Genomic DNA, 13,375 nt, shown 5'->3' with positions numbered 1-13,375 from the left:
CGGTGTTTTGAGTAATGGACTATAAGGACGCAGGAGTTGATGTTGAGGCTGGTCGAGCGTTTATAACTCAAATTCGCAATTTGGTGAACAGCACATTTAGATCGGAAGTGCTTGGCGGTTTGGGTGGTTTTAGTGGTTGCTTTCAACTACCAACAGGCTTTAAAGAACCAGTTTTAGTTTCCGGAACTGATGGGGTGGGTACAAAACTCAAAATTGCTCAAGCTCTCAACTGTCATGACACCGTTGGTATTGATTTAGTAGGAATGTGCGTAAATGATGTATTGACATCTGGCGCAGAACCATTGTTTTTTTTAGATTATTTGGCTACAGGCAAGCTAGACAAAGAGCAGTTAACTCAGGTAGTTGCGGGTATCGCCTCTGGATGTAAACAAGCTGGTTGTGCTTTGTTGGGAGGAGAAACAGCAGAAATGCCTGGTTTTTATCAGGTGGGTGAGTATGATTTGGCTGGATTTTGTGTCGGAATTGTGGAAAAGAGCCAGCTATTGGACGGTTCTCAGGTACAAGTAGGAGATGTAGTGATCGCCCTCGCTAGTGCTGGTGTTCACAGTAATGGCTACAGTTTGGTAAGAAAAATTATTAGCGATCAGGGTTTTGCTTGGAGCGATCGCCCAGAATTACTTGGTGGCAAAACTTTAGGAGAAACTTTCCTTACCCCCACCCGCATTTACGTTAAACCCGTTCTGGCTGCACGGCAAGCAGGGCTAGAAATTCACGGTATGGCTCATATCACAGGTGGTGGATTGCCAGAAAATTTACCTAGATGCTTAGGACAAGAGCAAGCAATTCAAATTGATACTAATAGTTGGGAAATTCCACCAGTATTCCAATGGCTGGCGGAGGCTGGTTCTGTGAGTCACAAAGCAATGTATAACACGTTTAATATGGGAATTGGTTTTGTACTGCTTGTGCCTCCCCACCAAGCACAACAAGTAATTTCCCATTTTGAGTCACAAAACATTGCGGCTTTTGCAATCGGTGAGGTAATTGTTGGCTCAGGTGAATTAGTAGGAATTCCTGAGTAAAATTACTCAGGAGTCAAAATTCAAAATATGGCAAAAAAATATTGATCGAGTAAATGTGAAGATTTAGTGTAGCTTTTAAATCTCTTAATAATTAGATTCTAAGTCTTGGGTTCTTAATACAACTAGAAATGCCTTAACTGGCAATACTTTTGACTTTCTTGATATCGCTAATCGGAAATACTCATGACTACGAGCGTTTGAATTTGCTAACGTAGTCTTAACATATTGAAAAATTTAGCTAACTAAGCTTAAAAAAAGCCTGCTAACACTACATTAAAGTGCTGGAATTGACCAAGCTATGTGTTTGTCGTGTTGGAGTGGTAAATATTACCTAAGTTAGAAATGAGGGGGTTATGGCTGTCAATTTTGCTCCGACTTATTCTGCGACTAAAGAATCCTTGGCAAAGGTATTTCAAAACATTAATGCCCAAAGTTGTCCAAGGTATTTTAACTTTCATATGCACACCATCTACTCTGATGGAAAATTGCAGCCACATATATTGATGGAGCAAGCGATCGCTATTGGCTTAGAAGGGCTTGCCATTACCGATCACCACACTGTAGGTGGATACCAAGCAGCACAAAGCTGGCTGAAAGATTTGCAGCATCACAATCCAGATGTTAAAGTTCCTCAGCTTTGGACTGGTGTAGAAATTAATGCCAATCTTTTAGGTGTGGAAGTTCACATTTTGGGTTATGCTTTCGACTTAGAACACCCAAGCATCAAACCATATCTTCAAAGGAGAATTGTTACAGGCGAAGAATATCAAGCAGCAAATGTGATTGCTTCTATTCACAAAGCTGGTGGTTTAGCGGTACTTGCTCATCCTGCACGTTACAGGCGATCGCTTTTAGACTTAATTCCTGCCGCTGCCGACATTGGTATTAATGGTGTAGAAACTTTTTACGCCTACAATAACCCCAACCCTTGGAGACCGAGTGCTATAGAATCACAACAAGTACAACAATTAGCTACTAAACATGGGCTTTACAATTCCTGTGGAACTGATACTCATGGCTTAAGTCTTCTACAACGATTGTAAAGATATTAATCCTGGTTTAACCAGCCAGGAAGCTTAATTGTGTTACTTTAGCCTACAGGCGATCACTCTGAGGGCATAACTTGATTGACTATAAAATGTTTCGCTTACTTCTTAATTTTTTTGTGATGCGTTTTGAGCTTTACTCTTATCCTGCTATTGAATTTATATTTTGAATTTTGACTATATATTTTTTGTTTAATTAATGTTTTGATTGGCTTTTGCAGATTGATATTTAGTTTTGGTATTTTTTTCTGATTAAATAAGTGCTTGATAGACTTACCTTGGTTAAGGCTTGTCTTGATTTCTTGTCCTATCCTAAGTTTAATAATACTTCTGGTTCCTAATTTAGAATTCCGGTTATTCTTTCTTGCAGTTAGGGTATTTAATCTTTTTGGTTTGACTAGAAATTTCGCCTGTTGCTTTTTCTTTTGATTGTAAGAGGATGATGGTGTATTTGCCTTGACATTAACTAGATATTTTTTTGGTTTTTCTTTGTTAATTACTATTCTTTTCTGTTTTAATGTTATTTTTTTAGAATTTGAAATAGACAATGGTTTTATGTTTTGAAGCTTCTGCTGCTGATATTGTTTAGTTGCTAAGGGAATTGATGCAGGAGTTGCAATGGAAGTAATAGCAGGATCTGGTGTAGTTGTAGAAACTTGTTTTTTGACACTATTGAGGTTAATAATTAATCCTGAAACAGCAAATAATCCTACTCCTGAGCCAATAAGAACTTGCCATAATCTTTTATTACTCAGATTTGAATGAGAGATAGCTGTCGTTGCCAAAGGTAAAGCTGATTTTTGAAATCTTTGTAAGAGTGTATTTGGCTGACTTAAATCTTGCTCAATCTTCTGCAAGCATTGCAAAATTACCTCTGTATTTTGAGGACGCTGACTTGCGGTAGGAGCCATCAAATAATCTATCAAATCCGCGAAAAGTGATGAAATATGCAATGCATAATCATGCCAGTTTAACTTGTTATTGAAAGGATCATAAATATCTGCATCTTGAGGCTCCTTACCTGTGAGCAGAAAAACAAAAGTGCGTCCTAAAGCAAAAAAATCAGACTGTTGTACTGAATAACCGTTTTGTTGCTCTGGTGGAGAATACCCTTTAGAAACAATTCTAGTGTGGCAAACTCCAGCTAATATGGTTGTAGTAACTTGCCTTACTGCCCCAAAATCAATTACAACAAGCTGTCCATTAGGTCGGAGCATAATATTTTGAGGCTTAATATCTCTATGAAAATACTGTTGGGAATGTATTAGAGATAGAATTTCAACCAGTTGTTTAAGCCAATCGAGAGCTTGAGTTTGAGAAATTGGTTGATTATGACGTGATTGCATCCATTTTTCTAAATCAACTCCCTCAATTTTTTCCATTACCAGACAGTGCAATGGCGCAGAGCTACCTTGGGGGTGAACTGTAAAATAACCATCAGAGTCTATTTTGGGAATCCCAGGATGTTTGAGGTGGCTTAAAACCTGTGCTTCCTGCTTAAAAAGCTCAATGGCTTTTGAATTATTGTCTGTCAGAACTTTTAAAACTTTACGTGTGCCACGATCGTCTACTACCCAAGTGTTACCAAAACCTCCTTTTCCTAGCCGTTCTACTACCCAATAACGGTTTTGCAGTAATAGCTCGAAGCCACAGTTACAACACTTAGAAGTATTTGCATTAGCTGGATCGAGTGGATTTGGACAATGGGGATTAATACAATAGCGCATTATCAAAACACTATTTGCTGATGTTGCTAGTCATAATCGCCAATGCGATCGCTCGCCATTCTTATTGTACCTGCATTCATTTGATATAATGCGTATTTTTACTGTGTGAAATATAAATTTTTGAACTTTACTCCCAAAATACCGAGTATACGAATTTCACAGCCATACATCCAAGTATCTTTTTTTCGGTAGACTAACAATTAAGTCACTCATACCTAATTGTTGCGATTATGGAATCAATAATCGTGGTTGCTCTTCTCATTGGTTTCGTGCTGCTGTTTGTGCCACGTCCAAAGTCATCATCGAAACCAACAAGCTGTAATTGCCCACTTTACGATACGTGTCAGCATAAGCAATCGATTGAGAAAATTATGACTAGCAATGGGGGAAATACTCGTGACTCAAAGAACTAAAAACACAGATCCCCGACTTTTCTAAAAAGTCGGGGATCTAATCTAAAGCCCTCCGTCTTCTACTTAATTTAACCAGCCCGATCACTCGGCGGTATTTGTTCGGGAGGAGCTTCTGCTGGCGGAGCTAGTTCAGCATCAGGAGCAATTTCTTCAACCGGAATTTTCTCTAAATTTTCTGCCACTGCCTGTGCCTCAGCAGCAGCTTCTTGGGCAGCCTCTACCAACTCAGGAGATGGGGGATGGGGTGGAATTGCCTCAGGTACAGTCTCGGTTGTGGCTTCTGTTTCGGTAAGTGCGATCGCCTCTGCTGTTTGTTCTGTCGTCGAAGTTCGATTGTCAATCACCTCAACAGAGGGTGTTTCTGTAGTTTGGGCGATCGCTTCTTTAATTGTCGGAGTTTCAGGAGCCTTTTTAGTTGTAGTCTTTTGGAATCGACCTTGTAAACCAGAAAGAATGCCACTGAGGCTATTTTGTACTTGGCCAAGTCGTTCCTGCAACGAGGACAAATTACTAACCTGCTCTTGAATGGTTGTCTGTACCTCCTGAGTAGTGGGTACTGGAGTTTGTTGTACCTTGGGCGTCAACTGACGGCGTAGTGAAAGCGTTTGCCAACCAAACCAAACCAAAAGTGCAACACTAGCCACATGTCCTAATAAAAGCCATCCTGATAAGCGTGGCGCAAACACCCATAGCATTAAAGCGTAGAACAACCCTACACCGCTCCAGATAAAATCATTTTTGCGATGTACTTCTGGAAAAAAGAAAGCAGCCATGTAAATCGCTATACTACCAAGTCCAACTACTAGCGCCAGGATATATGCCAGCATTTTCTGGTTACTCCTTCTACGTAATCACTAACTAATTTTGCAAATTTTGCAACAAAATTGTTGATTTCAATACAAATTAAAATTTATTATCTGTGTCGGATGTGCATTTATAGTCTGTGAATTAACTCTTAATGTCTTCTTTAGGGGAGAAGCGAAAATCTCGGACTACCCTAAAGATAACTGGAAGAGTTAGCCAAAATCATTTATGACACTACAAAGCTTCGGTGTGATTGGCTTGGCCGTGATGGGAGAAAATATCGCTCTGAACGTAGAGCGTAACGGCTTCCCAATCGCAGTTTATAATCGCTCCCGCGACAAAACCGATAAATTTATGGCGGAGCGCGCCGAGGGTAGGAACGTTAAAGCTGCTTATACCCTGGAAGATTTTGTCGCCTCTCTAGAACGTCCAAGAAGAATCCTGATCATGGTGCAAGCTGGTAAGCCAGTAGATGCAGTGATCGCTCAACTTAGACCTTTGCTTGATGAAGGCGATATCATTATCGACGGTGGGAACTCTTGGTTTGAAGATACCGATCGCCGCACCCAAGAATTAGAACCTGCCGGATTTCGGTTCATTGGTATGGGCGTCAGTGGCGGTGAAGAAGGAGCACTAAACGGCCCATCCCTAATGCCTGGAGGAACAGAAAGCTCTTACCAGTATCTGTCGCCAATTTTCAATAAAATTGCTGCTCAAGTTGATGACGGCCCTTGTGTAACTTATATTGGCCCTGGTGGTTCCGGTCACTATGTGAAAATGGTACACAATGGCATTGAGTACGGCGATATGCAACTAATTGCCGAAGCCTACGATTTGCTGAAAAATGCCGCCGGGCTGGATCACAAGCAATTACACGAAGTATTTGCAGAGTGGAACACCACCGACGAACTCAATTCATTTTTGATTGAGATTACTGCCAATATCTTCCCTTACATTGATCCAGACACGAGTTTACCTTTGGTTGAATTGATTGTAGACTCAGCAGGACAGAAGGGAACCGGACGCTGGACAGTACAAACTGCTTTGGAATTGGGAGTTTCGATCCCAACAATCACCGCAGCAGTAAATGCCCGAATTATTTCTTCTTACAAACAAGAACGGGTAGCAGCATCCAAGGTATTGACAGGCCCTAGCGGTAAGTATAGCGGCTCATCTAAGGACTTTGTCAATATGGTGCGTGATGCCCTATATTGCTCTAAAATTTGTTCTTACGCCCAGGGCATGGCGCTGCTGTCTAAAGCTTCACAAGCCTATAACTGGAATTTGAAGCTAAGTGAATTGGCAAGGATTTGGAAGGGTGGCTGTATTATTCGTGCTGGATTCTTGAACAAAATTAAGAAAGCTTTTAATGAAGATCCAGCCCTGCCTAACCTTTTATTAGCCCCTGAATTTAAGCAAACAATTCTCGACAGACAAACAGCTTGGCGCGAAGTGTTGGCAACCGCAGCAAAATTGGGAATTCCCGTGCCAGCATTTAGTGCATCTTTAGATTACTTTGATAGCTATCGCCGCGATCGCTTGCCTCAAAATCTCACCCAAGCACAACGCGATTATTTTGGAGCACATACCTACGAACGGCTCGACAAACCAGGAACTTTCCACACCGAGTGGGTACCTGTGACTGAAAAATCAAAGTAAATTTTCGTATAATTCCTGAATAAGAGGATAAGAAAGTGATTCTGAGTTTTCAGAGTCGCTTTCTTTATTAACTTATAGATGAACAATCAGATGTTGCGCAAAAGTTGTATTTGACTTTATAAAATCAAGATTTTCTGGAATTCTTAGTTGTAGTTTTGCACTATCTCTTGCCAGTGGAGTTTTTCACACTGGCTTTTTTCTACGTTTAGCAATTCGATAAGTAGGTAGATATAATTAAACGTAAAATGCTGATTGCCAAAAACTAAATAGGAGAAGCTTTTTACCTTCTGCCCTTCGGGTACCCTGTGGGAACGCCTCCGGCGTACGGCAGTCCCCCAAACTCCTTCGGAGACGCTACGCGAACGCCGGAAACCGCCAAGACGGGGGCTGCCTCACCTCCTGCCTCCTGCCTCCTGCCTTCTACTTAAACGCACTAAAATTTATGAAATGTTGCATGAAAATTGTATGTAACTTTATAAAAAAATGATTTTCTGTAACTCTTATATATAGTTCCTTGTGCTAGATGAACCTAATTGGTATGCTACCTTTCGCCAGTGGTAAAACTGCCCTGGCGTTTTTTATTTTTATTTTTTTCCCTTCATTTATAGCCAGCTTTACCTCTTGGCAGGCTTATTGATGAGTACAAACTGCTAATTTTGCCAAAAGCTTGCCTTTAGCATTCTCTAATCACCATGTCCAATGGCATTTTTAAAGATGTCAATAGTTTTTACATGATATTGCAAGAAAATTGCATATAAATTGACAGTGCTTTATTTCTGTGAAATATGAATTTTGAATTTAGAAAATTCCGGAAATTTTAGTATTAGAATATTTTATCTGCCTACACACAAAATTTTTGTAATTTATACTTGAATTAAGTTATTTTCTAGTCAAAATCTCCTGAAAATGGAATAATTATGTGATTATCTTGGAAATGTATTTTTCTTTGACAAAAAACTAAATCTCTATTCAGAGTAGTTATTTCTACCAATAGTGATTAAAGATGTGTAGACTAAACTGCGCCAAAATACTTATAACTTTTCTTTAAAGATGAACAAAAAATGGGCAACGAAACGAATTACCGTAAATCTGGCATCTAGTGAAGCCGAAAAACTTGAAAAGTATTGTCAGCAAACAGGTAGACCAGCAACAGATGTAATTCGGGAACTAATTAGAGGATTATCCGTACAAACACAAGATGAACAACAAATGGTCGATTAATCTACTTCCCATAAATACAGAATAATAAACTTACCGCTCGCCCAAGTATTTAGCTCTCAATTCTTCTAATTCTTCATCTATTTTGCTATTACCAGTAGACTGATTTGTCGGTTGCACTGATGGCTTAGTCTTCTGATTTTGGGGCTTATTACCACCAAGAAATATAGTTTTTAGCTCTTCTAAATCTTTCTCTACTGGATTTCCTACTGAGGTTGATGTAGAAGCGGGCGGTGATGTTGTGGCTGACTGATCTGGTACTACAGATTTAGCGATCGCTTGTGAGTTTTGGTTCAAATCTCTAAAGACTTGTTCAGCTGATTGATAGCGTCTAGCCGGAATGCTTTCTAGCATTTTGTCTAAAATCCGACTTAACTCATCGCTGAGTGGAGATTTTACGTATTGCCGCCAAAGCCATGCATCGTTGTTAACATCATATAAGTCAAAAGGCGATCGCCCTGTTAATAAACGCAGACAAGTAGCACCCAAGCTGTAAATATCGCTGGCAAAGATTGCCTGTCCGCGAATTTGTTCAGGTGCAACATACTCTGGGCTACCGATACTTGTACCCGTGCGATTGAGGGCTGTATTAGTGAGAACTTTAGAAGCACCAAAGTCTACCAACACTGGTTTGCGATCGCTTTCACGACGAATAATATTTTCTGGCTTGATATCGCGATGAATAACTTGCCTAGCATGACAAAATTGCAACACTGGCAATAAATCATTCAGCAGTTGCCGGATCTGCTTTTCGTTATAAGTTCCCTTTTCTGCTAATTCCTGTGCCAAGTTTTGCCCATCGATAAATTCTTGCACGAGATACTGCCTGTCATCTTGGGTAAAATATGCCAACAGTTCCGGGATTTGGGGATGCTTACCCAATTCATCCAGCCGCATTGCTTCTTGGTTAAATAACTCCACTGCTTTTTGCACAGTGCTAGTGCCTTGTGCTTGCGGGTAAAATTGCTTAATCACACACCGTGGTTTAGAGGGTTTATCTTCATCTAGCGCTAAAAAAGTCCTGCCAAAACCACCTTGTCCTATGGGTTTCATCGGGCGGTAGCGTTCCTTGAGAAATAACTTGGCACCACAAGTTAAGCAAAAGTTACTACTACTGTTATTTTGAGGCTTGGGGCAGCTGGGATTAAGGCAATAACTCATATTGAGAACTCACCTGAAAATAGGGTTGGAGGAAGAGGTATTTTCATCCTTTGTTATGGGATTAATCAAATGAACTGATGACTTATAACTGTCTTTATTTTGCCCTGCTCTGACTGATTGTTGGTATATTTGATAGTAATTAAAAGATTTTTAGTTCTTGAGTGCCGCTCTCTACCGTGCTGTTCGTGCTTTTCAAACAATAAGGAGATGCTTATGCTGGTGAGAACTTGGCGCTTTATAACTATTACTCTCGTTGCCTTGAGTATGGGAATGGCATGGTGTCATGCATTGGAGTTACCAGCCAAGATGGGTTATGATAGTTCCCTCTGGATAACGCTTTAACAAACTCTGTATGTAGCTTTTGGCCCGCCTAATATTGGTGCATTTGTTGAGATTGGTGCCGTGCTGGCGGCGATCATACTGACATTCCTCGTTCGCAAGCGTAGTCTAGCCTTTCTCCTGACACTGGTGGGAACGATTTGTTTGGTAATAGCTTTTCCCGTCATCTTCTTTGCATTCACTGAGCCTGTGAATACCCAACTTAGACAATGGACAGTTGATACGATTCCAGCAGACTGGATGCGTTGGCGCGATCAATGGGAATACTCACATGCCGCACGCTTTGTCTTTCAATTTATTGGATTCTGTACACTTCTACTTTCAGTACTAGTTGAGACTCCAAAAAACCGTCCGCTCACAGAAGTTCTCGCAGAACGACAATGCCAGGGCGTGGTTTGACAAAAGTGCGTCTTTAAAAAATTCAGTTTTCTACACTCTTCTAGTTCGGGAAACCACACTCCAATTGAGTTGCTGTATTTATGTCTGCTTAACTAAATTAGCAATCGAAAGGTGAGAGTGCGAATTAACTCATCACCCAGTTGCACAAGACTTATGCTGTTTTAATAAATAATGCTTGGAGGAGTTAGATATGGCACAGATATCTCTAAGCGTTTCTACTGTCAAACCACTGAGCGATCGCGTCTTAATTAAAGTAGGTGAATCAGAGGAGAAGACTCCAGGTGGAATTCTTCTTCCGGATACTGCCAAAGAAAAACCCCTAGTTGGAGAAGTTGTGGCTGTTGGTGCTGGCAAGTGGAATGAAGACGGTTCACGCCAGTCAATGCAATACTTGAGCAAGTAGCTTGTTCTAGTAAACCTCTGCTAATTATTGCTGAAGATATCGAGAAAGAAGCTTTAGCAACCTTGGTAGTCAATCTCCTGCGGGGTGTGCTGAATGTTGCTGCTGTCAAGGCTCCTGGTTTTGGCGATCGCCGCAAAGCCATGTTAGAAGATATTGCTGTTTTGACAGGAGGGCAAGTAATCACCGAAGAGGCTGGCTTGAAGCTAGAGAATGCCCACTTAGATATGTTAGGCAGAGCAAGACGGATCACCATCACAAAAGAGCACACCACAATCGTCGCACAAGGAAACGAAAAAGCTGTCAAGGCTCGTTGCGAACAAATTCGCCGTCAGATGGAAGAAACCGAGTCTTCCTACGACAAAGAGAAACTGCAAGAACGCTTGGCTAAATTGGCTGGCGGTGTAGCAGTAATTAAGGTGGGTGCTGCGACTGAAACGGAAATGAAGGACAAAAAACTGCGCCTAGAAGACGCAATCAACGCAACTAAGGCAGCAGTAGAAGAAGGTATTGTTCCTGGTGGTGGTACTACCCTATTACATTTAGCTCCCCAACTGGAAGATTGGGCAACCGAACACCTAACTGGTGATGAATTCATTGGTGCAATGATTGTTGCTCGTGCTCTTTATGCTCCTCTGCGGCGGATTGCTGAAAATGCCGGACAAAATGGCGCTGTGATTGCTGAACGAGTGAAGGAAAAACCATTCAATGTTGGCTTCGATGCAATAACCAATCAGTTCATCGATCTGTTTGAAGCTGGAATTGTCGATCCTGCCAAAGTTACTCGTTCTGCTTTGCAAAATGCGGCTTCTATTGCAGGTATGGTATTAACTACCGAGTGCATTGTGGTTGATCAACCAGAACCAAAGACTAAAGCTCCCGTTACACCTGGCGCTGGCATGGGTGGTGATTTTGGTTACTAAAAACTCTCTACCTATTAAGTTAGACAAACCGCCTCCCAACCAGAGGCGGTTTTTCATATTCATCTGCTCTCCCAATTTGGGCATTGTGTGTACACAGTTACAATACACCCTTAGAACTGGGTATTGTTCCGGCACGGCGGGGATCGATTTCTACAGCCATCCGTGTAGCCCTGGCAAAAGCCTTAAAAGTTGCTTCAATAATGTGATGAGAATTAATGCCATCTAACTGGCGAATGTGCAGCGTCATTTGGCTATTGTTCACGATTGCTACGAAAAATTCCCGCACTAGCTGGGTGTCATAGGTTCCTACTCGCTGAGTGGGAATTTCTAAACCATAGCTGAGATGAGGACGTCCGGAAAAGTCTAGCGCTACTTGAATTAATGCTTCGTCCAAAGGTGCGAGAAAATGACCAAAACGGACTATGCCCTTGCGATCGCCTAATGCTTTACTAATTGCTTGCCCCAGAGTAATCCCCACATCTTCGTTAGTATGGTGGTCATCGATGTGTAAATCACCCGTAGCTTGGATATCCAAATCAATTAAACCGTGGGAGGCAATTTGGTGCAACATATGATCCAAAAACGGAACACCGGTAGCAGCATTGCAAACTCCAGTGCCATCGAGATTAATCGTAACTTGCACATCAGTTTCCCCCGTAGTGCGGCGTAAAGAGGCAATACGCGGAGATTGTATATTTGAGGAGAGAATTTGGCGATCGCTGATTTGCATAAATATTGAGTTAGTAGTTGCTATTTAGTGATAGTGGTTAGTGGATAGTGGTAAACAACCTACTGTACGGGTGGGTTTAAAAGATAAATTCTTGATTTTATCCCAAAGAGCATTAATAAAACCCGCATGGCAGTCGCTACAACCGAGAGAATCCGACGCCAGGTGCTACAACGCGGGGAACCCGCAAGGGCGCACTGGCGTCAAGTGGCGTTGGAAACCCTACCAAGAGCGCTGGCTCACCACCGCACTGGCTCCGCAACGCGCTGCCTCCCCTACTAACTACTAACAATTCATTACATCCCCATAATTTCATATCCTGCATCCACATACAGGACTTGTCCAGTAATTCCACTAGCTAAGTCACTACATAAAAACGCTGCTGTGTTACCCACTTCGATTTGAGTGACAGTGCGTCGTAATGGAGCCACCTTTTCTACATGATGAATCATATCTAAAATACCGCCAACCGCACTGGAAGCCAATGTGCGAATTGGCCCAGCAGAAATAGCATTAACCCGAATTTGAGCAGGGCCTAATTCCGCGGCTAGATAACGTACGCTAGCTTCTAAACCAGCTTTTGCAACTCCCATAACGTTATAGTTTGGAATTGCTCTGATCGCACCCAAATAGGAGAGAGTCACAATGCTTCCTCCTTGTACCATTAAAGGTTTCGCCGCCCCAGCTAGTTGTACTAGAGAATAAGTACTAACATCTAAAGCTGTTTGGAAGCCTGTACGAGAGGTTTGGCTAAAGCCTCCGCTCAAATCGTCTTTGTTAGCAAATGCCAAGCAATGGATCAAAATATCTAGGTTGCCCCATTTCTGATGAATCGTTTCAAAAGTAGACTTGACTTGCTCGTCATTTTGGACATTACAGGGTAGAAAAAGACTAGGGTTGAGAGGTTCTATTAGTTCTGCTACCTTTTTCTCCATTTTTCCCTTGTCATCCGGCAAATAAGTAATGCCGAGGTTTGCTCCCGCTTTGTGTAGTTGTTGAGCAATACCCCAGGCAATCGAGCGGTTATTAGCAATGCCCGTCACCAAGGCATTTTTTCCAGTTAGATCCAACATATGAATTCTTTAGCACGATGTTTCATTAGGAGCATACAAGAATCTGAGCCTGCTTGGTATTTGTTGTAGATAAAATTTGCTTTATTTATAACTCTCAGCACTTGAAGAAAGTGGGATTTTAAGAGATTAAGATGCTTAGTGTTTGTACCAAGCATCATCTAGACACTCCGGAAAATCACTCGTGCTTACTTTTTCCGCTGAGATTATAGCTAGTGTTTAATACCACAAAAACACAGCTTCATCCTTAAGAGATTTTCAATGTATATTATTTTTTTATTAAAAAAACCTACTTTTTACAATTAGAGTAAATGTAGTTCAAAAAGTACTAGCTACTAATAGTAGAAATTTTGTATGATTTGAACAATATTTATGAGATAAAAAGGATAAGTATAGGAAAGAACAAAAAGGTTAACAATGTTTTCTTGATTTTTCGGGTGTATTCT

12 protein-coding genes and 2 pseudogenes are annotated in these 13,375 nt (G+C 41.2%); 9 read left to right on the top strand and 5 right to left on the bottom strand.

From position 1 onward, the window contains the following. Positions 1-14: 14 nt before the first annotated feature. Positions 15-1,043 (top strand): phosphoribosylformylglycinamidine cyclo-ligase, encoded by a 1,029-nt coding sequence (gene purM, locus U2718_RS01375; protein WP_341999534.1) that lies wholly within the window; start codon positions 15-17, stop codon positions 1,041-1,043. A 353-nt stretch (positions 1,044-1,396) separates the two neighbouring features. After that, positions 1,397-2,086, top strand: a complete 690-nt coding sequence (locus tag U2718_RS01370; RefSeq protein WP_341999533.1) for a PHP domain-containing protein — start codon at positions 1,397-1,399, stop codon at positions 2,084-2,086. Between the two features lie 104 nt (positions 2,087-2,190). Here U2718_RS01370 and U2718_RS01365 read toward each other — a convergent pair whose 3' ends face one another. Then, positions 2,191-3,816 carry a serine/threonine-protein kinase gene (locus U2718_RS01365; protein ID WP_341999531.1) on the bottom strand — a complete coding sequence of 542 codons (1,626 nt, stop codon included), beginning with the start codon at positions 3,814-3,816 and terminating at the stop codon, positions 2,191-2,193. Between the two features lie 481 nt (positions 3,817-4,297). Continuing rightward, positions 4,298-5,056: a Ycf66 family protein gene (locus U2718_RS01360; protein WP_341999529.1), complete on the bottom strand. Its 759-nt coding sequence runs from the start codon at positions 5,054-5,056 to the stop codon at positions 4,298-4,300. 205 nt (positions 5,057-5,261) lie between these two features. Here U2718_RS01360 and gndA point away from each other — a divergent pair, with 205 nt between their 5' ends. Together gndA and U2718_RS01350 are read left to right on the top strand one after the other, a co-directional pair. Beyond that, entirely contained in the window at positions 5,262-6,692 is a 1,431-nt protein-coding gene (gene gndA / locus U2718_RS01355; protein WP_341999527.1) for an NADP-dependent phosphogluconate dehydrogenase, read from the top strand. 1,050 nt (positions 6,693-7,742) lie between these two features. Then, positions 7,743-7,913, top strand: coding sequence for a ribbon-helix-helix protein, CopG family (locus tag U2718_RS01350; protein ID WP_341999525.1), 171 nt, complete (start codon positions 7,743-7,745; stop codon positions 7,911-7,913). A gap of 30 nt (positions 7,914-7,943) precedes the next feature. Here the strand turns inward: U2718_RS01350 and U2718_RS01345 are convergent, their stop codons facing one another. Next, positions 7,944-9,071 carry a serine/threonine-protein kinase gene (locus tag U2718_RS01345; RefSeq protein ID WP_341999523.1) on the bottom strand — a complete coding sequence of 376 codons (1,128 nt, stop codon included), beginning with the start codon at positions 9,069-9,071 and terminating at the stop codon, positions 7,944-7,946. Between the two features lie 213 nt (positions 9,072-9,284). Here U2718_RS01345 and U2718_RS01340 point away from each other — a divergent pair, with 213 nt between their 5' ends. From U2718_RS01340 to groEL, 4 genes and pseudogenes are all read left to right on the top strand, one after another. Next, positions 9,285-9,413, top strand: a complete 129-nt coding sequence (locus U2718_RS01340; protein WP_341999521.1) for a hypothetical protein — start codon at positions 9,285-9,287, stop codon at positions 9,411-9,413. A gap of 60 nt (positions 9,414-9,473) precedes the next feature. Further along, positions 9,474-9,809 (top strand): hypothetical protein, encoded by a 336-nt coding sequence (locus U2718_RS01335; protein WP_341999519.1) that lies wholly within the window; start codon positions 9,474-9,476, stop codon positions 9,807-9,809. 190 nt (positions 9,810-9,999) lie between these two features. Next, positions 10,000-10,191: pseudogene (locus U2718_RS01330) on the top strand (co-chaperone GroES); the annotation flags it as partial. A 5-nt stretch (positions 10,192-10,196) separates the two neighbouring features. Then, a pseudogene (gene groEL / locus U2718_RS01325) lies at positions 10,197-11,132 on the top strand (chaperonin GroEL); the annotation flags it as partial. Positions 11,133-11,229: 97 nt separating this feature from the next. Here the strand turns inward: groEL and hisB are convergent. Further along, complete coding sequence (gene hisB, locus U2718_RS01320) at positions 11,230-11,862, bottom strand: imidazoleglycerol-phosphate dehydratase HisB (protein WP_341999517.1); 633 nt, start codon at positions 11,860-11,862, stop codon at positions 11,230-11,232. A gap of 40 nt (positions 11,863-11,902) precedes the next feature. Between hisB and U2718_RS01315 the strand changes: the two genes are divergently transcribed. Beyond that, complete coding sequence (locus tag U2718_RS01315; RefSeq protein ID WP_341999515.1) at positions 11,903-12,148, top strand: hypothetical protein; 246 nt, start codon at positions 11,903-11,905, stop codon at positions 12,146-12,148. A 7-nt stretch (positions 12,149-12,155) separates the two neighbouring features. On the opposite strand, the gene fabI is transcribed toward U2718_RS01315, so the two are convergent. After that, positions 12,156-12,932, bottom strand: a complete 777-nt coding sequence (gene fabI / locus U2718_RS01310) for an enoyl-ACP reductase FabI (protein WP_341999513.1) — start codon at positions 12,930-12,932, stop codon at positions 12,156-12,158. Positions 12,933-13,375: the final 443 nt, after the last annotated feature.

The organism is Chlorogloeopsis sp. ULAP02 (assembly GCF_038404745.2).
Classification (GTDB): Bacteria; Cyanobacteriota; Cyanobacteriia; order Cyanobacteriales; family Nostocaceae; genus Chlorogloeopsis.
This window is presented reverse-complemented; position numbering and strand designations above follow the sequence as displayed.

Excerpts from the sequence above, each read along its gene's own strand:
- U2718_RS01365 (WP_341999531.1), bottom strand. The coding sequence starts at position 3,816 with ATGCGCTATTGTATTAATCCCCATTGTCCAAATCCACTCGATCCAGCT.
- U2718_RS01360 (WP_341999529.1), bottom strand. The coding sequence starts at position 5,056 with ATGCTGGCATATATCCTGGCGCTAGTAGTTGGACTTGGTAGTATAGCG.
- hisB (WP_341999517.1), bottom strand. The coding sequence starts at position 11,862 with ATGCAAATCAGCGATCGCCAAATTCTCTCCTCAAATATACAATCTCCG.
- purM (WP_341999534.1), top strand. The coding sequence starts at position 15 with ATGGACTATAAGGACGCAGGAGTTGATGTTGAGGCTGGTCGAGCGTTT.
- U2718_RS01370 (WP_341999533.1), top strand. The coding sequence starts at position 1,397 with ATGGCTGTCAATTTTGCTCCGACTTATTCTGCGACTAAAGAATCCTTG.
- U2718_RS01340 (WP_341999521.1), top strand. The coding sequence starts at position 9,285 with ATGCTGGTGAGAACTTGGCGCTTTATAACTATTACTCTCGTTGCCTTG.
- gndA (WP_341999527.1), top strand. The coding sequence starts at position 5,262 with ATGACACTACAAAGCTTCGGTGTGATTGGCTTGGCCGTGATGGGAGAA.
- fabI (WP_341999513.1), bottom strand. The coding sequence starts at position 12,932 with ATGTTGGATCTAACTGGAAAAAATGCCTTGGTGACGGGCATTGCTAAT.
- U2718_RS01350 (WP_341999525.1), top strand. The coding sequence starts at position 7,743 with ATGAACAAAAAATGGGCAACGAAACGAATTACCGTAAATCTGGCATCT.
- U2718_RS01345 (WP_341999523.1), bottom strand. The coding sequence starts at position 9,071 with ATGAGTTATTGCCTTAATCCCAGCTGCCCCAAGCCTCAAAATAACAGT.